The organism is Haloarcula terrestris, assembly GCF_031624315.1.
Classification (GTDB): domain Archaea; phylum Halobacteriota; class Halobacteria; order Halobacteriales; family Haloarculaceae; genus Haloarcula; species Haloarcula terrestris.
Window position 1 is genome coordinate 32,349 of the sequence record NZ_JAMQOM010000009.1, and the last position, 26,319, is coordinate 58,667.

A 26,319-nucleotide genomic window follows, 5' to 3' on the forward strand; every position below is an offset into this window, starting at 1 on the left:
TAGCATTATAGAGTTTATACCCCGCGGTAATACGAGTGGCGATATTTGTCTTGTTGTGGGTTTCTCATGCAGAAAACAAAACAAGACAAAGTATTAGTAGTTCGACTGGAATACGCTACATACGAAATATCGGCGATGCAGATGAACCAGTCACGACCGCTCCGTTGTTACTGTACTCTATGTGCCCAAATCAAAATCCAATGACTGAAACTCTCTACTCGACTATGGACTTGTCTGACTGTGAGTCCTTCTATCACGAGACCGTCGTGCCGATGATGGAAAACGACGACTTCGATCCCACCGTCGAAACTCCCTCCTATGCGTGGATTAACAGACAGTTTCCGGGATTCGTCAAGCATCTCCAGCGGCAGTTCGACCTGTCTCCGGCCCAGTTCTATGACGAGATCGGAGTACCGAAAGTAGAGAGGTCACGGGCTTCTTTTGACTTTCTCTCCGATAACACACGTCGGGCTATCGAGAACTATCTCGATGAACTAGAAACGCGTCGTGGACGTGCGGAGGCGACAATCGACACTCGGCGGTCGATTCTACGCCGATACGCCAAAGTATATACCAATATTCACTATACGAAAGATTTGCTTGCACCGCTGGAGAATCCTGACGAACGCGTCGCGGAGATGGAGCGGGTCGCAACGACGTTTGACGCATTAGATCAACTCGATGACGCGCTGACGACGCTTGCGTCACGGCGCAAATACGTCCAGGACACACGGCAGTTCTACAAGCATTTGGTGATGTTCGGGGACGCCGAGTACAACCCACTGGCTGACCTTGAGATCCGGTTTGGTTGGGACGAGACCCCATCTTGGGACAACAAAGCACTTGATCGCGATGCTGTGCAGCGACTCTACACCGCGGCGACGGATCTAAGAGACCGATTCATTGTGATCGCCTGCTGTGGCTGGGGGCTCCGACCGAGTGAAGTCGCATCGTTGCATATTCGACAGCTCAATTTGGAGCAAGAGGATGGCTCACACCCGTATATTGAGTTTGACGAGGGTGAACGGAAAAACGGGCCCGGAACCGTGGCTCTCTTGACCGGGCTAGAGACGGTGGAACGTCGGATCGAAACGCTATCTGACACGGACTGGAGCGGATACCTCCTTCCTTCTCCAGCCTCGGAGAGTGGTCACCTAACCGCTGAGACTGTGCGCCGTCGGTTCAAATCCGTGGCCGAAACTGCAAATGTCACCGTCGATGGCGAAAGGCCAACGCCGAAAACAGGCCGCAGATTCTGGTATACGGCCTACGGTGCCGCTGTCAGGCGTGTCGCGGAACGGTTTGAGGACGTTGCTGCGGAGCAGGGTTCGGCGTCTGCGCAGGTCGTCCTCGACAACTATCTCTCTGAATCTGAAGCGCGTTCGCATCGACGGGCGGAGATGCGCGAGACGCTTGCGGGACTGTTCGACAGCTGATCTGCGGTCGTGGATTCGTGAGGTGTCTATAGTGGTGAACCACATCAGCTATACTATATAGCTATATCGTCTGACTAATCTTTATATCTACTCAGTGTATTCTGTCCGATATGCTCACCTACACTGTGTACAGCGAGGCCGGCGGGGTCGGCAAGACAACAATGGCGGCGAACCTTGCTGTCGCCGATGCTCGTGCTGGCCACGATGTACTGGCAATCGATATGGACCCACAGGAGGGCAGCCTCTCGTTCCTGTTCGATGTTGCGGATCACCGAACAGACTCGGAGGCCGACAGCTTAGTTCGGCACCTCGTCGAACGGCCTCGTGGACCGTTCGCTGACCTCATTGAAACCTCTGAAGGTGTCGATATCCTCCCTGCGCACAATTCTCTAGAAGTCCTTTCGAAGCACCTGCGACGCCGGGAAGAGGAAGCAGCTGATTTCGGTGAGAACTGGAACCCGAACGTCCAGCTCCTTCGCGTATTAAAGGACGCAGGGGTCCCATCAGAATATGATACCGTTATCATAGATCCGCCGGCGACCGCCGACGTGAAATTGTACAACGCGCTCCATGCGACTCGACACCTCGTTATTCCGTTCGAACCGAGCGGCAAGGGCCAGCAGTCCGTCGAGGGGCTGGCAGATCTCGTTACCGGGCTAGAGGAGACGCTGAACATCAACGTGGGCGTATTGGCCGCAGTCCCGAATCGGTTCAAGGGGACGAACGATCAAGAAGAGATGCTCAAGCGGCTCCGGGCGGAGTCGTATGACATTCCGGTAGTGTTCCGCGAGCGCACGTCGCTACTTGAGGGCTGTTGGCGCAAGCAGTGTTCGGCCTTCGAGTACATTGACAAACACCGTAGCCGGGAACGGGAGTACGAACTCGAAACGTTACAGCAGTTCGAAGAACTGGCCGCCCATCTCCGACAAACCCGAGAGCAGGAGGCGACAGCATGAAATCTGGCTCCGGTGACGACCCGTTTGCGGAATCAGACTCGGATCCGGATACAGAAGAACGGTCGGACGAAACTGCGGAGATCGAGCCCGACTCGGAAGCTCCGGAAGATGCGGGTCAGCCTGATATTCCGTACAAATTCCGTCGCAGTTCTGTCAAGGAAGACCGCAAACAACGGCCGATTTTTATTCGGCCCGATGTCGAAGCACGTGAGTCTACGTTTCTCCGTAATCTAGAGGATGATGTCGGTGAGGATGTCTACAAAACCGACGCGCTGGAAGCGGCTCTCGTCGTTGCGATGGATAACCCTGATCTCGTCGCTGCGAAACTGCGCGAGTGGGGCTACGACTGGGAACAGTCAACGACACCGCGCTGATTCTTTTTCAGTCTCTCCAGACCAGTTCTTGTAGTGACCGACGGTCGTCGTATTGTAGCTGCCCGTTGGCCCAATACGCGGTGGTCTGGTAGCGATCCGAGGAAAATCGTCGGAATCGCTGGGGTGATGGACTGAACTGTGTGGGTGTGCTCTCCGACTATACCATAAAGATATTTTGTGTGAATCGGCTATGTGGCTATGCTTACCAGCTATTTTTGATAGCTATATTTGTTAGCTATACTGTTTGGTTAGAGGGATTAGCTATTTTGACAAAGTATTCTGTAGAGTTGAGTTGTGTAGGTGGTGAGTATAGCCATCTGTCGTAGGTAGTGCCATCAGCTACACATAAACATCCGTTGCGTGACAGTGACTACACAGTCCTTAGCGACCAGACACTACAGATGAGAATGTGTCTGAAGAATAGGGTTTCAACAGAGCCGAAACTGCCGTCCGTAACAACGACCAGCGCGCAGAGCGAGTCCTAGTGAGTGCCCCAAACATGGTCGGTGACCAATATAACACTTCCCGCCACTATGAATGAGTGAAATTAACATGGACGAATCCGAGGCTAGAACAGCAAGAGAGGAGTGGGGAAGCCGGTTCGGCTTCCTCATGGCGATGCTGGGGGCGATGGTCGGCGCAGGTAACATCTGGCGGATGCCGTTTACCACAGGCCAAAACGGCGGTGGGGCGTTCCTCGTGATATACGTCGTTCTGTTGTACCTCATTGCGATTCCCGGCCTCATGGCAGAAACGATGATCGGCCGGTACACGAACAACGGCGTTATCGGTACGTTCAGGGAACTTCTCGGGGGCGGGAAGGGTCTCGGGCTCGGTCTCGTCGTGCTCCTCGTCAACGTCGCACTGATGTCGTACTACGCGCCCATAATCGGGTGGGCGTTTTATTACGCTGGCCACTCGCTGCTTCTGACGTTCACACAGGCCGGATTCCAGCCGCAGGCGTTCTGGGACGGATTTATTTCCAGTCCGATGCTCGTTATCGGGATGCATACACTGACGATGGCTGGTCTCGCCGGGGTCCTCGTGTTCGGCATCCGGCGTGGTATCGAGCGCGTCGTGAAGTGGATGATACCGCTGCTCGTCGTCGCGCTCATCGCGGTCGGGGTGCGCGGCATCACCCTTCCAGGTGGGATGGACGGGCTGGCGTTTATTTTCACGCCCGACTGGACGTACCTCACTCGCGGGAGTACCTGGGTCGCCGCGCTCGGCCAAGCGCTCTTTTCGACGGGGTTAGGATGGGGGATCGCGCTCACCTACGGCAGCTATCTCGGGCGATACGACGATGTCCCGCTCGGTGGAGGCCTGTTCACTGCCGTTGGGAACACGAGCATCGGCCTGCTAGCGGTGTTTGCGACCTTCCCCGCCGTCTTCGCGTTCGGACTCGAACCGAGTGCGGGGTCTAATCTGCTGTTCATCTCACTGGCCGAGGTGTTCCCACAGCTAGCCGGTGGCTGGATGTGGGCCATCGTGTTTTTCGTCTCGTTTTTCTTCGCGACGTTCACCTCCGGGCTGGGCATCACCGAGGTCGGCGTGACGACCGTCGCCGAGGAGACGGGACTCTCACGAACCGGCGCAGTGCTGGCGGTCTGTGGCGCTATCTGGCTGCTCGGGCTCCCGAGTGCCTACTCGTCGTCGTTCCTCGGGCAGATGGACTTCATGTTCGGCACCTTTGGGCTCCCGCTGGCGACGCTCTCGATCATCGCGCTCGTTGCCTGGAAGCTCGGTCCCGAGCGCGCCCGCGTGATCGAACTCAACCGGTGTGCCGGAGTCTATGTCGGTCAGTGGTGGAACCCGGTCGTCAAGTACGTCGTCCCGCTCGTCGTGGTGTTCATCCTCGGCTACGGCGTCGTTTCGAGCATAGGCACTGAGAACCAGACGCTGATGATACTCGGCGTCGCGCTCATGGCAACGCTCGTCCTCGGGAGCACGGCCGTGATGAGCGTCATCGACGGCGCGTCCGGAACTCCCGCGTCGGAGGGGGGTGAGTGAGATGGCGCTCTCGGCCGTCGCCTGGGCGACGATGCTTTTCACGATACTCGTGTTGCCCGGCATTGCGACCGCTGTCCTCATTCGCTCGCTCCGCACCGAGGAGCGAAAGCTCGCGCTGATCAGAGACCAGGGACGTATCGACAGCTACTCGCCGCGAGCGTTACGGGAACTCGGCGAGTGGATCCATGCGAACCCGAACGATCCGTACGTCGCTGAGGCCCGGGAACGATACAACGAGTGCGTCCGGACGCTCCGTGAAACCGACGAACCCTACTACGACTGGTCCGACGAGCAAATCGAGGCCCTGGAGACGATCGAAAAATGAGAGCCAGCCGAGACTTCGACGACCTGCCGACGGACGCCTCGTTTACCACCGTCGACACACACACGGAAGGCGAGCCGACACGCATCGTGCTTGATTGGCTCGATGGGTCCCCACTTGCTGGCGACAGCATCCGGGCGAAACGCGAGTCCTTTGCCGACGAATACGACTGGGTCCGCGAACTGCTGATGCGAGAGCCGCGAGGACACGACGACATGTTTGGCGCAGTCGCGTTCGAACCACATGACGACGACGCCGACCTCGGTGTGTTCTTCATGGACAGCGAGGGGTACCTGGACATGTGCGGACACGGAACGATCGGCGTCGTCTCCGCGTTCCTCGACCTGGGATACCTCTCCTCCGAGCCCCTCATCCGCGTGGAGACGCCGGCTGGCATCGTCGAAGCGAGCCCGGAGTACAACGAAGACGGTGTCGAACGGGTCACGATACAGAACGTCGAGTCGTTCGTCTACGGATCGACGACTGTCCCCGTCTCGTTTCTGGATGCGCCGCTCAGCGTGGATGTCGTCTATGCCGGGAACTTCTTCGCCCTGGTCGACAGCGATCAGCTCGGTGTCGGCGTCGATACCACTCGAACGGACGAGTTCATCGACTGGGGACTCGAAATCCGTGCCGCCGTCAACGACGCACTCGACATCGTTCATCCGTTCACGGGCGACCCCGGGTCGATCTCTATCACCGAGATCTACGAGTCCCCAGCCGAGGCCGACCGCAGTATTGTCGTCTTCGGTGACGGGCAGGTCGACCGCTCGCCGTGTGGGACCGGTACGTGTGCGAAGATGGCGCTCTTACACGACATCGGAAAGCTCTCAGTCGACGAACCGTACATCCACGAGAGCATCATCGGCACCCGCTTCGAGGGCTGTATCACCGAAACGAAGCAGCGAGACGGCGTTACGGTCGTCGTCCCGACGATAACCGGGACTGCCCGGATCACGGGCAAGCACACCTTCGTGAAAGACTCCCGCGACCCGATGACGAGCCTGCGTATCGCCTCGGACGAGCGGGAGTGACTGTTTTATAAGAGCAGGCTCCCCAAACCTGGGTATATTTACCGTCTATCACGATAGAATAGCAAATATAATCTCAAAAATCGGAATACGAATCCATTCCTTGATTATATGTGGCTATAATTGAAGATTATATCTACATACTTTCCGTTGATAAACGTGCCGACGTGGCTGTGCGGGCCAGTATCTCGGGGTCGGGTGTCTTGCCAGACAGCCGCGCTGTCGACCCCGATTCGTGGTGGCTCTCCTCGGGGAAAACCCCATGCCGGCGTTCTCACAGCGGAGTCGTAACCGTGTGACTTCGGAACCGCGAGGTCGAACTCTCCCGTGGCTGTCAGGACATCGAGACCGTCACGTTCCCGTCGAAGTTGAGGATGACTTCCTGGGCCACGTCGCCGAACAGCACTTTGCCGGTCGGCGAGCGCCGGCGGCCGACGAGGAACACGTGATCGCAGTCGGACCGCCGCGCCGCGTCGAGAATGTGTTCGGCGACCGCGTCGTCCTCGGTCACTGCTGAAGAAACGTCGTATTCGGGGACATCGCTGCCACAAACATCCTTGGCGAAGGAGTTGGCGAAATTCGTCACGATGTCGTTCGCGGAGGCGTTCGAGTACGTCCCGCTTCCGGCCTGCTCGGCGGCTTCGAGCGTTTCAACGTCGCGCTCGAACTCGTCGGGGGTTACCCACGAGAACAGTTCCAGCTCCGCGCCGGTCCCGTGGACGATCTCTACCGCCTCGGCAAACAGGTCTCTGTGCTCGTCAGTGTCGTCGATAACAACGAGTGCTCGCTCCATATATCTGGTATGTATTGACAGGATGATAAAAGTTTCAACGACAGACTCTATCGCTCCTGTCGCTCAGCGGTCCGTTCGATACGCTTCGAGTTTGGCCGCGTCTATCTCGATGCCGAGCCCGGGTTGTTGTGGAACGGCGAGTGACCCGCCAGACGGATCAAACGGCGATTCGAGGAGGTCGTCCCGGAGCGGGTTCGGGCTCCGGTCGAACTCCACCATCATCGGGTCGGGGATATTTCGCGTGTGTGGGTACTCGGGGACGCTGGCGGCGAACTGGACGGCGGCCGCCAGTCCGACGGCGCTGTTCCAGATGTGTGGCCGCACGGCGACGTTCTCGGTCGTCGCCATATCAGCGATAGTGCGAGCCTCGGAAAGGCCGCCACACCGAGCGAGGTTGGGCTGGACGATGTCGACAAGCCGGTCGTCGATGAGCCGCTTGAACTCGAACCGACCGTAGTGGGCTTCACCGGCCGCCAGCGGCGTGTCGATGCGCTGCTTTATTTCGCGGTAGCCCGAGAGGTTCTCTGGGGGCACCGGCTCCTCGATCCAGGTGATATCGTACTCGGCGATGGCTTTCGCTGTCCTGATGGCCTGCCGGGGGCGGTAGTTCCCGTTCATGTCGACCATCAGGCGGGCGTCGTCGCCGAGGATCTCGCGGGCGGTCCTGACCCGTTCGATGTCCTCGTCGGTTCCAGTTCCGATCTTGATTTTCGCTGCGGTGAACCCCTCGTCGACGGCGGCCTCCATCGGTTCTGCGATAGGGCGGTCCCGTTCGGTGTAGTACATCGTCGAGGCGTAGGGCAAAAGCGAGGTGCGCTCAGTACCGCCGAGCATACGGTAGACGGGGCGACCGACCGTCTTCCCAATGATGTCCCAGCAAGCGGTATCGATAGCGCTCAGTGCGCTCTGGACGAACACGCTGCCGCCGAAGTGATATGGATCGGTGTAGGAGCGCTCCGCGAGCGATTCCACGTCGAAGGGGTCCATCCCGATGACCACATCGCGGAACAGTTCGTCCACTGTCGACGCGACAATCTGACCGGGTGCGAAGGCCTCACCCCAGCCGACGGTCCCCTCGTCGGTCTCGATGCGGACGAGCGTCGTCTCGCGCTCGTGCCCGAAGCCCCGTGCGTCACCCAGCCCTTCGCCGTCCGGGAGCGTGTACGCTATCGGGATCACGCGCAACTCGGTAATCTCCATGCCTTCAGAGGCGAGTGGCCACCGGAAATAATTTATGCTGGGTGTGGTAGTCGGCGTCGCTATATCAGGGAGCAGCGATCCGCCGGGGGCGATGGAGTGGTCTGCCGCGGTTTCCGTCTCAGGACCATTTTCAAGCCCTACAGGACCCCCAGGCGGTGGATTTATGATCGTGCGGTGGGTCATACCGGTATGTCGCTTAGCCCCGAGCAGGTGCAGGAGCACCTGCGCGGCGTCGCAGTCGGCTTGCTGACGCCGTTTGACGACAGCGGTTCGATAGAACACTCGAAGATCACGGAGAACGCCGTGACCCTCTACGAGTCGGGCATTCGGACGTTCCTCGCAACGGCGAACATCAGTGAGTACCACTCGCTCTCCCAGCAGGAGCGCATCGACGTGGCGAGGACGAGCGTCGACGCACTCCCCGCTGACGCCTGCGTGCTGGCGGGCGTCGGCGGATCCACCAAAGACGCTATCGAACTCATCGAAGCCTACGACGACCTCGACGCTGACGCGATGATGATCATGCCGCCGGATCACACGTACATCCACGAACGCGCGCTACTGGACTACTACCGGCAACTCGATGCAGCCACGGAAACCCCACTCGTCCCATACGTCCGCGGGTTCGACCCCTCCATCGACTACCTGAAGCAACTGACGTACGTCGACGGGGTCGTCGGCATCAAGTACGCGCTGCAAGACCCCGTCAAGCTCGGCGAGGGCTCGGCCGCCGGCTCCGACGACGTGGTATGGGTCGGCGGGCTCGCCGAACCGTGTTCGGTGAGTTACTGGGCGGAGGGGATCGAGGGGTTCTCCGCGGGCGTCTCGAACTTCCGTCCCGAGGTCGGCCTCGAACTGTTCGACGCGCTCACGGCGGGGAACTGGGAGCGCGCCCAGAAGCTCCGGAACATCTGCATGCCCTACCAGCGCTTCCGCGACGAGACCGGGCAGGACAACACTATTCCCGGCGCTATCAGCGTGTCCGCGGTCAAGAAGGGGCTCGAACTGGCGGGCCTACACGGCGGGAACGTCCGACCCCCGATCCGTCCGCTACAGCCGGAGGAAGCGGCACGCGCCGAGGAGATGTACGCGGAACTCGACGCCAACATCGACCGCCTCATCAGCTGAGTGACTGGCCGCGCTTTTGTCGTGATGTGAACCACGTCGACAGGCCGACCAGTACTGTCGAACTCCGAATGCTGCGACGCCGCCCGTACCGGTCCGAGGACTTATTTCAGATCGCTGAGAACAATTGGTTATGTCGCGACAGGTCACGGTGTGGAACGAGAACGTCCACGAGCGCGAGGAACCCGACATAGCCGAACTGTACCCCGACGGCATCCACGGCGCACTCGCCGACGCCATCGAAGAAGCCGGCCACGACGTACGGACGGCGACACTCGGCGATCCGGCCCACGGACTCACCGCGGACGTGCTGGCGGCCACCGACGTGCTCGTCTGGTGGTCCCACTGCGCAAACGACGAAGTCGAGGACGAGGTAGCGAGCCGGGTCGTGGACAGCGTCCACGACGGGATGGGCTTTGTCCCGCTCCACTCCGGGAAGAACTCGAAGCCGTTCAAGCGCCTGATGGGGACGACCTGTAACATCAAATATCGCCACGGCGGCGAAACGGAACGGGTGTGGGCCGCCGACCCCGGACACCCTATCACGGATGGGCTCGGGGAATCCTTCGAGATTCCCGCCACGGAGATGTACGGCGAGCCCTACGACATCCCCGAGCCAGACCGGACTGTCTTCATCTCGTGGTTCGAGGGCGGTGAGGTGTTCCGCTCGGGCGTCTGTTACCGACGCGGTCGCGGACGGATATTTGCGTTCCGGCCCGGTCACGAAGCGTATCCGATATACTATCAGGACGAGGTCCGGACAGTCATTCGAAACGCCGTCGAGTGGGCAGCGCCGACGGCGGGCGCAGACGCGGTATACGGCGAGGTCGCGCCGGCCGAATCAGCCGACGAATAAGCCGCGCCGACCCGTTTCTGGAAGTAGTTCCGCTAGTCGCTCCGCGTCTCGCTCCACGGGAGCGCGTACGTCGGATCGTTCACGAAGCGGTCCATCGTTGCTTCCACGGTCGCTTTCGTGCCGCTGGGGAGCGTCACGGTCACCACGGGGTCGGCAATATCGACCGCCCGGTCGCCGTGTTCGAGGGTCCGGAAGTCGTGTTCGGCGTACGCACCCGCCTGCACGATGACTTTTCGCTCCCCGCCGGCGTCGTTCACGAGCGTGAACGCGACGCCAGTCGAATCGACGGACTCGACGAGCGCCGACACGCCCTGGGGGAGACCGGGGCGTTGACGCTGGGGGTCGAAGTGACGGAGCTGGGCCATCACCAGCCCGCCGTAATAGATCTGCTGGGGCGCGCCCATCGTCAACTGGAGGAGTCCGCGGTGGAACACGGGATTTCGGTCCCGAAGGTAGTCCTCGTCTACGCTCTCGGGAACGCCGCCCTCCGCGTCCATCAGGGACAGCCGCTCGCGGACGTGGGCGTGGTTGGCCTCAATGATCTGCTCGGGGTAGTCCTCGAACTCGCCGTCGAGGTACGCGAGCCATGCGTACTCGTGGCCCGCACCGTGCTTGGTCGACGCGCGGTGATCCACCTGTGTCCAGTCCCGGTTGCTCCAGTCGCGGAGCCGCCGCAGCCGTTCGCGGTCGCCTTCGGACTGGGACATCTGCCAGAGGTGGACCGCGTAGGGGTCGTCCGAGTGTGGCTTGAACTCGTACCACCCGTCGCGCCACAGCACTTCGCCGTCGTCCTCGGTGAGCACGCCGGTCGCGTCGTAGTGATAGTCGCCCGCGTCGTTGTACTTGTGGGGGATGTACAGCGTGTCGTGGACCGGGTCCTCGCTCACGTCGATGCCGGCGTCGATGAGCCGGTCGAGTTGCGAGCGCGGAAAGTCGAGGTACTCCTCGTCACCTTCCAGCAAGACGGCGTTCTCCGCGGCGACGGTTGGGCCGATGCCGACGTAGTGCCACCCGCCCCACGACCAACCGTAGTAACCGCCGTACCAGTTCCCGGCGACGCCGCCGATCTCACCCTCTCGGTCCACGTTATCCGGGATGATGCCCCCGTTCTCCGCAGTTCGCTCGCGCCACGCAGCCAGGTACTCCGTCACCCACTCCCGATACCGGTCTGCACCGGTATGGAGGTAGGCGTTGGTCAGTAGACTCGTGATGTTGAGATTCAGCGGAACGTCACCGGTCGCACACCGCTCGTTGAGTACCTCGAAGAGCCGCTCTTCGTTTTCCGGGTCGAGCAGGTCGGCGGCCGTGTCGAACTCCAGGTCGCGCCAGGGCAGGCCGTGTCGCGCCCACCGATAGTCCGACCCGTACGGGTGGTGGTGGTACTTCGAGAAGTCACAGAAGTCCGGCCCCATGCTCCCGTTCATCGGCCCGCGCACGAGGTTCTGTTCGGCGTCGTAGTTCCCGGTGTCGGCGTCGGCCGTGTACAGCGCCGCGAACTTCCTGGCCCGCTCGCGGACGGTTTCGTCGGCCGGTGCGGCCAGCCCCATGTTGTAGGTGTAGAGATTCCCTTCGCCGAGATGGAACCAGTCGCGGCACTGCTCGAACTCGTCGACGACCATCGGGTGACCGTACGGCGTCTCCGTCTGTGCTCCGCGCTCTAAGGCTGCTTCATATGCGGTGCGGGCCGCAGTCAGAAACCGCTCGTCGCCGCCCATCGCGTACACGAGCGGCCAGTTGTAGAACCCCTCGACGATGTCGTCGAAGCCGTCGATACCGGTATGATCCTCCGGCGGCCAGAACGGGTCGCCGTCGGGACTGAGATACTCGTCGGTGAAGCGTTCGACCGCCGATGCCGTCGTCTCCATGAGCGCTCGCTGGCGAAGCGCCCACACGGGCGGCCGCGAGAAGGAGTTCTCTCCCGTCAGTTCGACCATACGTCTTCCCGCGTGCGGCGAGGTGTTGAACATTGGGATGGAAACCACCGGTCCAGCAGTCTGTAAGAGATCGCCTCGAACGGATCGCCTCTCTCCGGCATCGATGAATCCGGGCAGTTTCTCCCGCGGTGTCGGAACCTGTCAGTAGTAAACTGTTTTAGTACTGGGAATCAGTATCGGTCGTATGGACGTACTGATGACCGGCGTGTACGGCCGATGCGGCACCGCAGTTATCGACCATTTGCACGACAACCCGGACTACGATTTCACGTATTACAACCGGTCCGACCGCCCTGACGACCATCCCTACGGCGGACTGGACACGGTCGTTGCGGACATCTCCGACAGGACCGCACTGGAATCTGCCTCCCAGGACCAGGACGCGCTGGTTCACATGGCCGCTTACCCCTACACGGACGGCGACTGGGCCGACATCTTCGAACCGAACATTGTCGGCATGTACAACGCACTCGAGGCGGCCCGCAAGCAAGAGGTGGAGACGTTCGTCTTCATCTCGTCGAACCACGTCATGGGGCTGTACGAACTCGACAACGCCCCCGAGATATACTACCCGGACAACGAGTTGGTCGTCGACCACACCGACCCCGTCCGACCCGACTCCTTCTACGGCGCGTCGAAGGCGTTTGGCGAGTCCCTCGGTCGGTACTACGTCGAACAGTACGACTATCCCACGCAGTTCTACGCGCTCCGGGTCTGTAGCGTCCGCATGCCGGAGTACGACCACCCCTACGGTGACGCCGAGAAGGGCGTCGCCGACGGGGAGTTCGAGCGCGAGAGTGAGGAGTACGACCACGCCGTGGCCCGCATGAAAGCGATGTGGCAGTCCCGCTCGGATTTCGCCCAGCAGATCGAGTGCTGCCTGACGGACGACAGCGTGGAATTCGGCATCTTCAGCGGCGTCAGCGACAACCACCGACGGTGGTTCGACCTCGAACACGCACGGGCACGCATCGGCTACGACCCACAGGACGACGGTGAGGAATGGGATCACCCACCGGAATGAAGCGATGATCTCGCTGTCTTTTCCATTGGCCTTCGCGACGCTCGTCTCTCTGTCAGCCGTCGCTGACGCCTGGTAGGGCCACGACTGACAGCCAAACTGATTTATACTGTCACTCTGTACCACTGATCGATGGGAACGACACAGCCAAACAGCCAGAGTGGTGTGGACGGAAGCGCGGGACCGAACGAAGCCGTATACAGTCGGTCGGAGGGGATCGTCGAGACGATCCGTGACTCGATACTACTCAAGATAGCTATCGGTGGCATCGTGTTCACGCTCGTCGGCGTGTTTTTCGACTCCGGCATCCTCGTTCCGACCGGCGGGCTCTGGAGCATCTGGGCGGCGATATTCGCTGTGTGGGGTGCCGGACTCTTCCTCCTCGGCATCGTTGGGTATGGGTTCTTCTGGTGGCGACGTCGCTGAACTGATGGTTCCTCTACGGGACGATTTCACGGTTATCGACGGGTGAGTTGTGAAACGCCGCGTTCGTTTGGCTTCCGCGTCAGCGATAGCCCGTCGATTTTCTTAATTGTGAATTCGCCGAGAACGTTTACTACACATCCCGCTTCGAGATGCCCACCAATGGTCCGATCCCCGTTAAAGCCGGTAACGTGGAGGTGTGGCTCGCCGTCCGCAATCACGCCGCCGACGTCGGTTATCTCCCACGCGCCATCGAGTTTGCGAGTCACGTTTCGCTGTGAGCGGTCCGTGGGAAGGTCAGTCCGGTCCACGTAGTGGATATTCAGCGTGCTGAAGGTACCAATCCCCGAAACCACTGCGCCGGTATCAACATCGTGATCGTCACAGGCGGCTTCGATAGATTCGAGCGCCAGGTCGCCGCGGTCCAGTCGCACGATAACGTGTCCGTCGTCGCTCTCGAAGGTCTCCATATCCTTGTCTGTGTGGGCAATTGGCATAAATCCACCTTGCGCTTTGACAGTCTCACAATACGATCGAGCTTATGGGGATGTTACTCGCCTTCGACGCTCACGTCCTCGCTACCGGCCTCCAGTTCTGGGATCGGCGGGCTGGCCCAGTACTCGTGGTTGTCGAGAACGCGGAAACACATCGCCTCGTGAGAGGGCGCCTCGCTAGCGCCGTACGGGGCCGGCGACTCGCGCTTGCAGACCTCGCGGGCCTCCGGACACCGAGTGTGATAGCGACATCCGCTCGGCGGATTCGTCGGGTCCGGAATGTCGATTTCGCGGATCGGCGATTCGGTACGTCCGCCCTCGGAGTGGAGCTGTGGCGTCGCCCATCGGAGCGCCTGGGTGTAGGGATGTTGCGGGTCGTGGATGATCTGTTCGGGAGGCCCGATCTCGACGAGGGTACCCAGGTACACGACGCCGATTCGGCCGCCAGTCTTCTCGGCGATGTAGCGGGCGTTCGAGAGGTCGTGGCTGATGAACAGGTAGGACGTATCGAACTCGTCTTGGAGCTGGATCATCAGGTCCATCATCTCGACGCGCAGGGAGACGTCCAGGGCGCTGACCGGCTCGTCGGCGAGGATGAGGTCAGGGTTCATCAACATCGCGCGGATGAGCGCGACCCGCTGTTGCTCGCCGCCGCTGAGCTGGTGGGGATACCGTTCGATGTAGTCCTCCGGCGGCGCCATCCCGACGAGTTCCAGCAGGCCGAGGATACGCTGCTTCCTGTCGTTACCGTCGAGGTTGTCGTTCCAGCGTTTCAGCGGCGCTTCCAGAATCGCTTTGACGCGGCGGTTGGGGTTCAGCGCGCTGCCCGGATCCTGGTGAACGATCTGGAGGGACTGGCGTATCTCGCCCCACGAGATCCCGTCGCCGCCGTTGGCCTTTACGTCCCAGATGTCGTGTCCGCGGTACGTTACGGAGCCGCCGGTCACCTCCTGCAGTCCGACGCCGGCCTTCCCGAGCGTCGTCTTCCCGCACCCTGACTCGCCGACGAGGACGACCACGTCCCGGTCGTAGACGTCGAGCGAGACGCCGTCGACCGCCTTGACCACGTCCGGGTCCGAGAAGAAATCGAAGAAGCCGGTCTCCTGGTCGAAGTGTACCTCGACGTCCTCCATCGAGACGATGGGTTCGCCGTCGGATCCCAGCGAAGCGCGGTTCGTCTGCCGCTCGTCGAAGTCCGGGATATCCGGCGAACCGTACTCGAACTCGTCGAACTCGTCGGTCATCGGGATTTCGTCTCTTGCCTGTTGCCAGTGGTGGCAGTGAACGTGGTGGGTCCCGTCGACCTCGTAGGGTCCAGGGTCGTCCGTTCGACACGTTTCGGTCGCGAGCGGGCAGCGCGGATGGAACGAACAGCCCTGCGGGACGGAGACCGGGTCAGGGGCGCTCCCTTCGACAGGGCGCATCGCCTCGATCGGCGAGTCGAGATTCGGTGTCGATTTCAGCAGCAGCCGCGTGTACGGGTGGGCAGCGTCTTCGAGAATCTCCTCGGTTTCACCGATCTCGGCGAACTCGAAGGCGTACAGAACTCCGATACGGTCGGCGATGTCCGCGACTAGCGGGAGGTCGTGCGTGATAAAGACGATAGAGAGGTCGTATTCCTCTTTTATCTCCTCGATGAGCGAGATGATCGAGCGCTGCATCAGCAGGTCCAGGGCTGCCGTCGGCTCGTCCATCACGAGCACTTCCGGCTCCAGAATGAGCGAAAGCGCGATGAGCGCACGCTGTTTCATCCCGCCGGAGAGTTCGTGGGCGTACGAGTCGAGTATCCGCTCCGGATCGAGATAGAGGTCACGGAGAATGTCGCAGGCACGCTGCATCCCCGCTTCGATGTCGTAGTCGTGTGCTTCGAGCGTCTCGACGAAGTGTGTTCGGATCGGACGGACTGGATTGAACGAACTCATCGCCCCCTGGAACACCATCGAGATCTCCTCCCAGCGGAACTCCCGGAGTTCCTCTTTACTCATATCGAGGATGTCAACGTCTTCGTTGGCCGTCGGATGATACGTAATTTCACCGCGCAGCATGCCGGGGTCTACGACGGCGTCGAGGAGCGCCGAAGCGAGCATCGACTTGCCGCTTCCGCTCTCGCCGACGACGCCGAATATCTCGTTTCTCTGGATGTCCAGGCTCACGTCATCAAGGACGCGCGACTCGCCGCGGTCCATGCTGAACGTGACCGACGTGTCTCGTATTTCCAGGATCGGGTCTTCTTGGCGTAGTCCGCGTTCGTAGGTGGATTCTGAAATTGTCATGGTTAAAGGTCTCCAGCAGTGTGTCCCTCGTCGACGTTCTCGTCGACTTCCGCTGTCGTCTTCTCGTGGCGCGCTCGGACGCGGGGATTGAATACCCGGTCAAGGGACTGCCCGAGCAGTATCAGACCGATAGAGATGACGACGATCGCGACCATCGGGACGACGAACCAGTGAATCGCCGCCATTCGGGTGTGGGCGTTCGCGCCGTAGGCCAGATTGAGAATGCTCCCCCAGTTGAGGTTCTGGAACGGGAGGATGCCGAGGTAGTACAGCGCGACGGCCTCGAAGATGACCCGGCGGCCAGCGTTAGTGAGGTTAATGACGACGAACGGCATCAGATGCGGGATGATGTCCTTGAAGACGATTGTCCGCGTCGGGAGTCCCATGGCGCGTGAGGACTCGACGAACGACTCCTGTCGAAGGGTGAGTACCTGCGAGCGGATCGAACGAGCGAGTCCCCCCCAGGCTGCGACGCTCAACAGCAGCCCGACTGCCCAGGGGTTCCCGAGAAGTACGTCGTCGAACATCAGTCCCAGCACCATCACGAGCGGGAAGCCGGGAATGTTGATGAAGACGTCGGTAATCGAACTCAGCACGGTGTCGGTCATGCCGCCCTTGTAGCCGGCGATGGAGCCGACGATAGTTCCGATGAGAACGGTCGAGGTCGCCCCTGCAGCCACCATCTTCAAAATCGTATTCGTGGAGTAGATCGTCTGAGAGAGCAGGTCACGGCCCATGTTGTCGGTACCCAGCGGGTATTCCCACGTCTCAAAGGGCAATGCGAGCGCCGGTCCTTCGAGGACCTCAGTCTGTTCGACGAACGTCGGACCGACCACGCCCATCAGGAGGTACACGAGCATGATGCTAAACCCGATGCGGGCACGCCAATCCGTCCAGATAATGGCGATCGGCGTGTACACGTAGGCGTCGTACAGCTTACGGAGTCTGTCCGCCTCAGTCTCCTCGTATTCGGAGACGATATCAAACGGTGACGCATCGCCGTCTACCGCGTTGCCACCGTCCGTTCTGTGATCGCTGGTGTTGTCAGTCATGGCTTCGTGCTATCGTGTTAGTGGTAGTCGAACTGCGCCCCATCGGTATTCCATTGTCAGGCTGTCGCGCTCCGTAAATCGAAACGGCGGCCTCAGTACGATTCATTGTTCTGCCCTCCTGCTCGCGGATCCACGAGCGAGTACGTCAGGTCCGCGATCAACAGTGCGATCACGATAGCGACTGTAATGACGACAAACCCGCCCATCATCAGCGGATAGTCGCGTTGGTTGAGCGCACTGAACAGGTAAAATCCCAGCCCACGGTACTGGAACACCTGTTCGAGGACGACCGACCCGCCGAACATCTCGCCGATACTGATGAGAAACGTCGTGTACATGGGAAGGATTGCGTTGCGAGAGACGTATTGCGTGGAAATCCGGATGTCGGAGAGCCCACGGAGCCGCGCAACCCGAAGGTAGTCCTCACCGAGGACGCGGATGCTGTTCCCACGCATTCCGAGCGAGGCGACCCCCGACGCAACGAGCATCGAGATGATCGGTAACGCGGCGTGTTCGACGATGCCGGAGATGTACACCCACGTGAATCCGGGCTCGACGCCGGCCGGCTGGCGGCCGCTCGACGGGAACGGGCCGTGGTAGGCCAGAAAGATCAGGAGGAGGATGGCAAGCACGTAGTAGGGAATGGACCCGACAATGACGGCGTAGGATGTCAGTCCGACGTCCAGTTTCCCGCCTTCCCAGTACGCCATGAGCGCCCCGACAGCGATACCGATGAAGAAACTGATGAATATCGCCCAGCTCAACACAAAGAGCGTCCACGGGAGCGCCCTGGCGAGGATATCCGCCACCGGTTCCGCGTAGTACACTGATTCCCCGAGGTTCCCCTGGAGCATGTTGATAGTGTACTCGGCGTACGCGGCCGGTATCGGTTTGTCCGGATCGATAGTGAGCCGTGATTCGATGAGGGCCCGTATCTGTGCGGGATTGTACCCCTGTTGGGCCAGACGGGACACCATTGATCCCATAATACTCCCCGGCATGAGTCGTACCAGAGCGAAAGAGAGCGTGATGACGGCCCAGACTGTAAACACAGTCTGCCCTAGTCTCCGTATGCGCCAGTCAATAGTTACCATAGTATGGATTACTGACTCTTTCCCAGCCATTCCTAATGAAAGTTCCTATTTATTAGGTGTTGCTAGCTTTCCAGGGCGCTTTGAGGCAAGGGCATTCTCGCACCCATGGAATCAGCGCCGTTAGAACGGCTCCCAGCCGGTGTAAATCACGATGACGCTTGCCACGAAACTGAGTATAACCGGAATGAGGGACAACTGAGCGAGCACGTATCCACCGGTACCCGGCTCACCGACAAGCAACGAGAACGCCAGTAACAGGAAAAACAGGACAGTCATAGCCAGTACGACCTGTGATATAGATTGGAGGAAGCCCATACGTCAACGTGGGCCTGCTACCTACTTAAATTATCAGCCGGGTGGCACACGGGACCAGCGCGCGATCGGCGAGACGATATTCGTCGACTCAGATGTACCCAACCACCTCAGCAGGCCTCTGACACGTGAGTACCTGTATCAGTCGCCGATGTACCGGATCGTTCCGTCTTCCATTTTGGGTGCAATGTACAGCGCGTCGTCCACACCGTCGACGATCGCATCCTGGGCGTCGAGTTCCCAGTTGCCACCGTCGTATGCGCCGGCGTCGGGCTGGAACATCGCTTCCATCTCCGGCAGGGTCTGGTTCCACCACCACATGAGTTCCTTGTGGTACTGGTCTTCGCCAGTGATCTGCCACTGGCGGATGTGTTCCTCGACATTGATCGTCTTGGTCCCGTTCGACCCTTCGGGATCCCCAACCGGCATCGGCACGTCACGCTCGGGCTGGTAGTGCGTAATGGACTGGATCCAGTTCGGCACGAGGTCGAGCGTCCACATCGCCGTGATTCCGTTTGCAGAGGACCCGTCCGGCATGACGTGGTAGTCCCCGACTGTTCGACGCTCGTCGAGCGTCGCAGAGTCGACCTGCTCCTGATTGATCGCGATACCGAAGTCCTTGAGATTGCGCTGGAGGAGCTGATGGTCCGGTCGTTCGATGCCGTTCATCCAGTTGATCTCGAAGCGGCTCCCGTCAGGACTCAGCCAGTTGCCGTCGTCGTCTTGTTCGTAGCCAGCCTGGTTCAGGAGTTCGGTGGCGCGTTCGGTATCGTTCTGCCCGTAGAGGGTGAAATCTTCAACCCAGTCTGCCGCGGGGTGATTGCCTTCTTCGAGGATGTTGCCGGGAACCCGACACGGCCCCCACCCGAAGGGGCGGTTCACGCCCTGAAGGAGTTGCGGCAGTCGCTCGCGATCGAAGACGTGACAGACCGCTTTGCGCACCTTCGGGTCCGAAAACGGCGTCTCGTAGTCGACTTCGTGGCCACAGTTGAAGGCGAACAGTTTGTTGGTGGAGAGCGTCTCACGGAAGAGGGTGTGGCCCTCGGGGAGATTACTCTGGAGATCCTCCTGCACGGGAAAGCCGGTGTGGGCCGCGTCGACTTCGCCGGCGGAGTAGGGCTGTGTTGGGATGTTGCTCTCGTAGAGGTCGAGCCTGAACTCATCGAGTTCGATGCTGTCTGCGTTGGGATGGTCGTCGTACACCTCCATGATGGTTGTGGTGTCGCCGACCTCCGCCACCTGGAACGCGCCGTTCCCGACAGTGTCCGCACTGAGCGTCGGCTCGTTGCTCGTCGTAATTTCTTCGAGGACTGCGTCGTCACCCTCTTCGAGCCGTGTTTTCCAGGTCTCCCACGGTTCCTCGCCGCTCTTTGTGAAGATGCCTCGCCCTTCGCGGCCGGCGAGATCGGAAACGGCGTTCTGGAGCGCCCAGCTCTCGTCGAGCGTGTCGTGGAACCCCACCTGAAGCGTCGTGTCGTCGACCGCTTCCGCAGATTTCACCAGCGGGTGTGGCCGTGCGCCGTCTTCGGCCTGCGCTGCGAGGATGCCGAGCCCGATGTCGAACTGGAGTGCCCAGTCCTGGGCGGTAACGCTGTCACCGTTGTGCCACGTGAACGCGTCACTGAGACGGAACTCGAGGGTCGTATCCTCGACCATCTCCCACTCCTGGGCGATGATCGAATAGCCCTCGTTCGTCGCGGGACTGTGGACGACGGCCCTGTCGAAAATGTTCGCGCCGGGATGCCAACAGCCGTTCTGCGTTGGGTTCCAGGGATTAAGATGCCGGTTCGCGGGTGCTGTCCCGCCTGTGTTGGGATCGAAGACGTTGAACGTTGCACCGGTCCCCGAACCGCCACCGCCGCTTTCGCCATTACTACCGCCGCCTCCGTCGCCACTACAGCCAGCCAGAAGGGCAACACTGCCTGTGACGCCGTATCGGAGGTAATCACGTCTACTCATGCCACTGAACCGCTCGCTAGAGTCTGGCATACTTCGCCTTCGTAGCCGATACCACATAAATGTAAGTATTGTTTGTTTATTATACTCCAGGAACAGGAACCTGAGGGCGGTAAAAACGGGACTCTCCGGACGGTCTAGCAGTCCCGAGAGTGGTCGCCAGTATCTCCGCTACAGCACTATCCATGAGATTCGGTGTTTTCGAGCTCCGCTCTCGGATTCCATCCGTCGAACACTGTCTCCAGCGAGGCGTGTTCAGCGGCCTCTGGCGCTGTGAGTTGGTCGGCCCACCCGACGCGTTCCCTCGGATTGGCGCCCGGACCGGAGTTCTCGTACTCGGCGTACGTCGCCGTCGTCTCGTTTGCCGGGTCCCGCCAGTTGTGCCATCCTGCCGGCCTGATGTGGTCGTCGAGGTAGCAGTGCATGAAGATCGTTCTGGCGTGTGGTCGCCACGGCCGGCCGAGATAGAAGGAGTTCGGCGGGGCGTCACCGGTCACGTCACAGTTCAGGAAGACGTAGCCATAGTTCGATTCCGCTGGGGTCGAGGCGGCCGTGACGTATCCCTTGTCGCCGACACAGAAGATCTCACAGCCCTCGAAGACGGCTGTGGCCCAGCCGAAGATAAAGTCGACCCGGCCCTCAATGTAGCAATCGGTGTAGTACTGCCGCGTCCCTTCGCCGTACGTGTAGAGGGTGTCTTGCCAGCCGAGGAAACGGCAGTTCTCGAAGACAGTCCGGTCAGCGTCCACCCGAATCGCGACGGCCTGTGCGACGTGGGGCGCATCGTTTTCGAAGGTGAGGTTCCGGGCTGTGAACCCGTCCCCGTTGACGAAGCAACTCGACGACCCCGTCGTGCCGATTTCCTCGCCGTCTTCGTCGATCATGTCGGCGTGGTCGTCGTAGGTGAGTACCGTTTTCGCCGGCCCTGCCCCGTCGAACGTCACGTTCTGTTTCGTCTCCGGCACGGTGAGTTTCTCCTCGTATCGACCTGCCCCGATATGGATTACTGTCTCCGAGGAGTTCTGCTCGGGGACTGCGTCGATAGCGGCCTGGACCGTCTCGTAATCGCCGCTCCCGTCTTTGGCGACCACGATATCGTATTCTGTCGTCCGGTTCGCAGATCTGTCCGTTCGATCTTGATTCCGCGTCATAGTCTCACCGCCACCTGCTGGCGATATGTCACCGTAAAACGAGTACTGATAAAAAAGGTCCGACGGACCGACACCGAGTGGCTGCAACAGAACCCTATTCAAAAACCCCGTCGAGGAATGGAAATCTGTCTTCGATATCGATTCGTTCCTCCCGCCGACCGGACTCGTAGGCAGCCATCGTCACGACCACGGCCTTGAGCCCGTCGTAGACCGTTGCTGGCGGTGCAGTGCCCTCGATGATTGCATCGAGGAACGCTGTGCCCTTGCTCAGCCACCGACTGTACCCGAAGTAGGGATCGTGTTCGGCCCCCTCGTCGTCGATAGTGTACCCTGTACGATCGTTCCACTCCCGCCCTTCGAGATACACCGCCCCCTCCTCGTCCCAGATGTGAACGTGCTCGCGCGTCCGGGCGACGACGCCCGTATCGGAGATGTTCGCCACAGCACCGTTTGCGAACTCGATGTTGATGGTCGACTGCGTGTCGAATATCTGCTCGTCGTCGTGGAACACCATGTTCGCGTTGACCTCGGTGGGCGTCAGTCCCGTCGTCCAGAGGATCGCGTCGATGACGTGAGTTCCGACGTTAATCAGGTGGCCCCCACCGCTGAGTTCCGGGTCCATCCGCCAGTTGTCGTCCTTCTCGTAGCAGGACTGCCAATCGTGGGTTATCTCGCCGGTGATGAACCGGGGTTCCCGATCGCCGAGCGCCCAGCGCTCTCGGGCCATGTGGTAGGCCGGGTTGAAGTGGCGCTGGTAGCCGACCATCACGACGGCATCGGTCTCTTCGGCGTGCTGGGTGACCTCGTAGGCGTCCTCGACAGTTGTGGCCAGGGGCTTCTCACAGAGGACGTGGAGGTCTGCGTCGAGGGCGGCCAGGGTCTGGTCGTAGTGGAGCCCGTTCGGTGTCGCGATGCCGACCGCATCGAGGGGCGCATCGCGGAGCATCTGCTCGTATGCGGTGTACTGTCCGGTTTCGGGCACGCCGAGCTGTTCACCGACGTCGGCCAGCACCGCTTCGTTCCGGTCTGCAAGCGCAACGAGGTCCGCCCGTTCCAGTTCGTCGAACTGCTCTGCGAGCCGTTTCCCGAGGCTCCCGATTCCCACGACGCCGACAGCAATCGGGGCTGAATTGTCGGTCATCGTCTATGACTCCCACAGCCGAGACGGAAATAGTTGTATGCTAGCACGGCTCTACAGTCATCATTGGTCGCTGGAAAACTCATTCGTGTTGGACAACAATGGAGTCAGCCGCGTCGATAGCATCTTCGAGTGACCCGTGGTTGCCGGTGAGTGAAACGACGCCGTCCCCGTTCGCTTCCAGGAACGTCTCCGGAGTGGTCGCCCCGTCACAGCCAGTGACGGTCGTTCGTCCGACGTCTTTCACGACGATTGCGGGCTTGGACACACCGGACACGTCGAGACCGTCAAAACTCACCGACCCGGTTTCCTCGAAGGTCATGGCCGGTCCCTCAGGGGTCCGGATTGCCACGTTGTCGAACGAAACGTCCTCGATCGACTTACAGAACAGGCCGTGGCGCTGGTCGTAGTTGCTGGCCATCGCTGGCGAGAGGTCGGAGGCGCCGAGGTCCCGCGTGGCGTCAATTTCGACGTTGTCGAAACTGATGCCCTGGAACCGCTGCTCGGGCAGACCTGCGAGGAACGCGGCGCTCTCCACGTCGCGGGCAGTGATGTCGTGGAAGTTCACGTTCCGAATCATCGGCGTCCCCTCGTCGACGGGTATCTCGTCGCTGTCGATGTCCATGAAGTAGTAGCCGTTGATGACGAACGGGCAGGCGACGTGGCGCATGACGATGGTATCGAAGCGGAGGTCCTCGACGACGCCGCCCCGGTCGCGCTGGGTTTTGATGCGAATGCCGCGGTCAGTGTTCGTGAAGGTACAGTTCGACACGACCACGTCGCGCACGTCGCCGGACATCTCGCTGCCGATGACGACGCCGCCGTGACCGGCTTCGATAGTACAGTTCGTCACAGTGATCTGAGCCGCGGGAATGCCGACCGCACGCCCCTCCTCGTTTTTCCCGGACTTGATACAGATGGCGTCGTCACCCGCATTGATGTACGTGTCACTGACGCGGACGTGCTGAGAGGAGTCGATATCTATCCCGTCACCGTTTGGTGCGCCCGCGGGATTGGACACGGTCAGGTCATGGAGTGTCACGTCGTCGGAGTAGACAACGTGGGTGTTCCAGAACGGCGAGCGCTTCAGCGTGACCCCGGAGACAGAGACGTTCTCGCTGTCGTACACCTGGAACAGCGGCGGGCGGAGCGTGAAGCTGCTCACGTCGTCCGCTTTCTCGTTCTGTGCGCTGAAATCGGCCAGTCGCTTCCGGAGTCCGTCGGGAATCTCCGCGTCGTCTGCTTCGTAGAACTGCCACCAGTAGTCCCCCTGTCCGTCGATCGTCCCCGAGCCTGTTATCTCGACGTTTTTGGCATCAAACACACGCAGGCACGGATGGAACCCGATCTGGTCCCAGCCTTCCCAGCGGCTTTCCGCGTCTGGAAAGGCCTGGTAGTCACGGACGAATCGCAGCGCCGCCCCGGCCTCCACGCGGAGCGTCGTGTTGTCACCGACAACTAACGGCGCGCTCAAGTACTCTCCAGGCGGAAGACGAACCGTTCCGCCGTTCTCGGCCGCTTCGTCCAGCGCCGACTGGAGCACCTCGGTATCGCGCTGTTGGCCGTCGCCTGCTGCACCCCGATTTTGAACATCAATACTGTCTGTTGCGTCCATATCTCTTCGTTCCAGCAGTGTATGAATAAGCGTTGTGTTGTGTCAACTATTGACTGTGTGGGTGAATCATCGTCGAAAGACCAATCGCCGAACACGGCCCGTGCTATACACACCCAAACACCCAAGTCCACGCCCGTGGATACCACGAGACAGAATGACTGTGCCTTCCGCAGGCGACCTTGTAGACGCTGTGCAAGCACACGTCGACACAGTTCTCGAACACGCACGCGACGACTACGGCGACGAATCCACACCGCTACTGGTCGATGCGCTTGACGCGACGACGCTTTCCGGCGTCGAATACGATGGCCGCGACGTCGCCGACGGCCACCTCTCGAACTTCGCACTCCAGCAGTCGTTCCTCCGGGCGCTCCTCGCACTGAGCGAGGTCACCGGCGAGAAGCGGTATCGTTCGAGGGCCGAGACGCTCGTCTCGTGGATGTTCGAGAACGCGAGTGATGACACCGGTCTGCTGTACTGGGGCGGCCACGCCGCCTACGACCTCGATGCAGACGACATCGTCGTCGGGAAAAGCGACCACGAACTCAAGTTCGAGTACCCGTTCTACAAATTCTGCTATGAGGTGGCACCCGAAGCAACCCGCGAGTTCGTCTCGGCGTTCTGGAACGCACACGTTCTCGATTGGACGACACTCGATTTCAACCGACACGGGGCCTGGAATGCGTCGATGGGTGATCTCTGGGATCACGAATACGAAGGCGGTAACGTGTTCTTCTGGGGCGACGGGCTCACCTTCGTTAACACCGGGAGCGACCTCTACTACGCCGCCGGGGTGCTCGCCGACCTTGCCGAGGAGGACGAGCCCCTGACGTGGGCGAAACGCCTCGCTCGCCGATACATCGAGACCAGACAGGAGCCCGGAATCAGTGGCTACCAGTTCAGCCAGCATGCGAGTTACTGCAAGGGCCCGGAAATCCGCGGAGACCGAGCGCAGTACCAGTTCGCGCCGTACATCCACGGAGACCACCGTATCTTCGAGGGGACGCTGTTCCGCCCGCGGCCAATCGTCCAGCGGCAGCAGCTAGCGCTCGCAGAGCGGTTGGGTGAGCGCGGGTCGGCGTTCGCTCAGTGGGCAATGGAGGAACTTCGGGCCTGGCGGGAGGCGGCGTACCATCCCGACGAGAACGAGTTCGTCCCGATGCTCACGGACGGACTGAGCCTCGAAGGCTTTGTCATCAGACGGGAGGGGTACTTCGGTCCGAAAGGGCGCGTCATCGGTCCTATCGAGGCCGGCCCGGACTTCTTGTGGACGTACGCCCGCGCGTACCGAGTTACCGGGGACGACCTGTGCTATGCGACCACACGGGATATCGCCGCAGGCCTCGGCCTCGGGGACATCGGCACGCCGGAAGAGCGCCCCACTATGGACTTTGACATGGACCCTGTCGCCGTGGGGCCGGAACTGCTGTCTGCACTCCTCGAACTGTATCGGGCGAGCGGAGACGACAGGTATCTCAACGCCGCATCCCGGATCGGTGGTCGCCTGCTCGACAATCGGGAGAGCGGACTGTTTACCGACACCGACGGGATGGCAGTGCTGGACAATCCGACGCCCCTTGCCCTCCTTCGGTTGGCGTCCGCGCGTAAGGGGGACCCCCTCGATACGCTCCCGAAACCCGTTGGAAAACGGCGGTCGCCGAACGGCGGGATATAGCGACAGTTTGCTGGTCGAGTCAGATGAGAGAGCTATCGACAGGGCGGGAGTCTTTATGTGTTTGCGCCCCCCTGGTGA

General features: G+C 60.6%; 23 protein-coding genes. 11 read left to right on the forward strand and 12 right to left on the reverse strand.

What is annotated here, in order from left to right; translation table 11 throughout:
- Positions 1 to 200: 200 nt before the first annotated feature.
- The 6 genes from NDI54_RS17000 to NDI54_RS17025 all read left to right on the forward strand — a co-directional run bounded on the left by NDI54_RS17000 (position 201) and on the right by NDI54_RS17025 (position 6,132).
- The gene (locus NDI54_RS17000) at positions 201 to 1,436 is read left to right on the forward strand and encodes a tyrosine-type recombinase/integrase (RefSeq protein ID WP_310897634.1); all 1,236 of its coding nucleotides are present in this window, start codon (positions 201 to 203) and stop codon (positions 1,434 to 1,436) included.
- 110 nt (positions 1,437 to 1,546) lie between these two features.
- Positions 1,547 to 2,392 (forward strand): ParA family protein, encoded by an 846-nt coding sequence (locus tag NDI54_RS17005; RefSeq protein ID WP_310897635.1) that lies wholly within the window; start codon positions 1,547 to 1,549, stop codon positions 2,390 to 2,392.
- On the forward strand, positions 2,389 to 2,766 hold the full coding sequence (locus NDI54_RS17010) for a hypothetical protein (RefSeq protein WP_310897636.1): 378 nt from the start codon (positions 2,389 to 2,391) through the stop codon (positions 2,764 to 2,766). The genes NDI54_RS17005 and NDI54_RS17010 overlap by 4 nt, the downstream gene beginning before the upstream one ends.
- A gap of 552 nt (positions 2,767 to 3,318) precedes the next feature.
- On the forward strand, positions 3,319 to 4,776 hold the full coding sequence (locus NDI54_RS17015; protein WP_310897637.1) for a sodium-dependent transporter: 1,458 nt from the start codon (positions 3,319 to 3,321) through the stop codon (positions 4,774 to 4,776).
- A gap of 1 nt (position 4,777) precedes the next feature.
- Positions 4,778 to 5,101, forward strand: coding sequence for a hypothetical protein (locus NDI54_RS17020; protein ID WP_310897638.1), 324 nt, complete (start codon positions 4,778 to 4,780; stop codon positions 5,099 to 5,101).
- Positions 5,098 to 6,132, forward strand: a complete 1,035-nt coding sequence (locus NDI54_RS17025; protein ID WP_310897639.1) for a proline racemase family protein — start codon at positions 5,098 to 5,100, stop codon at positions 6,130 to 6,132. The genes NDI54_RS17020 and NDI54_RS17025 overlap by 4 nt, the downstream gene beginning before the upstream one ends.
- Before the next feature lie 331 nt (positions 6,133 to 6,463).
- On the opposite strand, the gene NDI54_RS17030 is transcribed toward NDI54_RS17025, so the two are convergent.
- Positions 6,464 to 6,922 carry a universal stress protein gene (locus tag NDI54_RS17030; RefSeq protein WP_310897640.1) on the reverse strand — a complete coding sequence of 153 codons (459 nt, stop codon included), beginning with the start codon at positions 6,920 to 6,922 and terminating at the stop codon, positions 6,464 to 6,466.
- A 63-nt stretch (positions 6,923 to 6,985) separates the two neighbouring features.
- Positions 6,986 to 8,122: a mandelate racemase/muconate lactonizing enzyme family protein gene (locus tag NDI54_RS17035; protein ID WP_310897641.1), complete on the reverse strand. Its 1,137-nt coding sequence runs from the start codon at positions 8,120 to 8,122 to the stop codon at positions 6,986 to 6,988.
- Positions 8,123 to 8,311: 189 nt separating this feature from the next.
- Between NDI54_RS17035 and NDI54_RS17040 the strand changes: the two genes are divergently transcribed.
- A complete protein-coding gene (locus tag NDI54_RS17040) occupies positions 8,312 to 9,250 on the forward strand; it encodes a dihydrodipicolinate synthase family protein (RefSeq protein WP_310897642.1) in 939 nt (312 codons plus the stop codon).
- Between the two features lie 130 nt (positions 9,251 to 9,380).
- Positions 9,381 to 10,103: a ThuA domain-containing protein gene (locus tag NDI54_RS17045; protein WP_310897643.1), complete on the forward strand. Its 723-nt coding sequence runs from the start codon at positions 9,381 to 9,383 to the stop codon at positions 10,101 to 10,103.
- 32 nt (positions 10,104 to 10,135) lie between these two features.
- On the opposite strand, the gene NDI54_RS17050 is transcribed toward NDI54_RS17045, so the two are convergent.
- Complete coding sequence (locus NDI54_RS17050) at positions 10,136 to 12,037, reverse strand: hypothetical protein (RefSeq protein WP_310897644.1); 1,902 nt, start codon at positions 12,035 to 12,037, stop codon at positions 10,136 to 10,138.
- 184 nt (positions 12,038 to 12,221) lie between these two features.
- Between NDI54_RS17050 and NDI54_RS17055 the strand changes: the two genes are divergently transcribed.
- Together NDI54_RS17055 and NDI54_RS17060 are read left to right on the forward strand one after the other, a co-directional pair.
- On the forward strand, positions 12,222 to 13,061 hold the full coding sequence (locus tag NDI54_RS17055; protein WP_310897645.1) for an NAD-dependent epimerase/dehydratase family protein: 840 nt from the start codon (positions 12,222 to 12,224) through the stop codon (positions 13,059 to 13,061).
- A gap of 129 nt (positions 13,062 to 13,190) precedes the next feature.
- Positions 13,191 to 13,484 (forward strand): hypothetical protein, encoded by a 294-nt coding sequence (locus NDI54_RS17060; RefSeq protein ID WP_310897646.1) that lies wholly within the window; start codon positions 13,191 to 13,193, stop codon positions 13,482 to 13,484.
- Between the two features lie 32 nt (positions 13,485 to 13,516).
- Here the strand turns inward: NDI54_RS17060 and NDI54_RS17065 are convergent, their stop codons facing one another.
- The 9 genes from NDI54_RS17065 to NDI54_RS17105 all read right to left on the reverse strand — a co-directional run bounded on the left by NDI54_RS17065 (position 13,517) and on the right by NDI54_RS17105 (position 24,566).
- A complete protein-coding gene (locus tag NDI54_RS17065; protein WP_310897647.1) occupies positions 13,517 to 13,951 on the reverse strand; it encodes a PPC domain-containing DNA-binding protein in 435 nt (144 codons plus the stop codon).
- 80 nt (positions 13,952 to 14,031) lie between these two features.
- Positions 14,032 to 16,248, reverse strand: coding sequence for an ABC transporter ATP-binding protein (locus tag NDI54_RS17070; protein ID WP_310897648.1), 2,217 nt, complete (start codon positions 16,246 to 16,248; stop codon positions 14,032 to 14,034).
- Between the two features lie 2 nt (positions 16,249 to 16,250).
- Positions 16,251 to 17,300: an ABC transporter permease gene (locus tag NDI54_RS17075; protein WP_310897649.1), complete on the reverse strand. Its 1,050-nt coding sequence runs from the start codon at positions 17,298 to 17,300 to the stop codon at positions 16,251 to 16,253.
- A gap of 92 nt (positions 17,301 to 17,392) precedes the next feature.
- On the reverse strand, positions 17,393 to 18,394 hold the full coding sequence (locus tag NDI54_RS17080; protein ID WP_406600197.1) for an ABC transporter permease: 1,002 nt from the start codon (positions 18,392 to 18,394) through the stop codon (positions 17,393 to 17,395).
- Between the two features lie 120 nt (positions 18,395 to 18,514).
- Complete coding sequence (locus NDI54_RS17085) at positions 18,515 to 18,670, reverse strand: hypothetical protein (RefSeq protein WP_310897651.1); 156 nt, start codon at positions 18,668 to 18,670, stop codon at positions 18,515 to 18,517.
- A gap of 177 nt (positions 18,671 to 18,847) precedes the next feature.
- Positions 18,848 to 20,695 (reverse strand): ABC transporter substrate-binding protein, encoded by a 1,848-nt coding sequence (locus NDI54_RS17090; RefSeq protein ID WP_310897652.1) that lies wholly within the window; start codon positions 20,693 to 20,695, stop codon positions 18,848 to 18,850.
- 146 nt (positions 20,696 to 20,841) lie between these two features.
- Positions 20,842 to 21,813 carry a pectinesterase family protein gene (locus NDI54_RS17095; protein WP_310897653.1) on the reverse strand — a complete coding sequence of 324 codons (972 nt, stop codon included), beginning with the start codon at positions 21,811 to 21,813 and terminating at the stop codon, positions 20,842 to 20,844.
- Positions 21,814 to 21,907: 94 nt separating this feature from the next.
- Positions 21,908 to 22,954, reverse strand: a complete 1,047-nt coding sequence (locus NDI54_RS17100) for a Gfo/Idh/MocA family protein (protein ID WP_310897654.1) — start codon at positions 22,952 to 22,954, stop codon at positions 21,908 to 21,910.
- Between the two features lie 79 nt (positions 22,955 to 23,033).
- Positions 23,034 to 24,566 carry a glycoside hydrolase family 28 protein gene (locus NDI54_RS17105; protein WP_310897655.1) on the reverse strand — a complete coding sequence of 511 codons (1,533 nt, stop codon included), beginning with the start codon at positions 24,564 to 24,566 and terminating at the stop codon, positions 23,034 to 23,036.
- A gap of 154 nt (positions 24,567 to 24,720) precedes the next feature.
- On the opposite strand from NDI54_RS17105, the gene NDI54_RS17110 reads away from it, so the two are divergent.
- Positions 24,721 to 26,241, forward strand: a complete 1,521-nt coding sequence (locus tag NDI54_RS17110; RefSeq protein ID WP_310897656.1) for a hypothetical protein — start codon at positions 24,721 to 24,723, stop codon at positions 26,239 to 26,241.
- Positions 26,242 to 26,319: the final 78 nt, after the last annotated feature.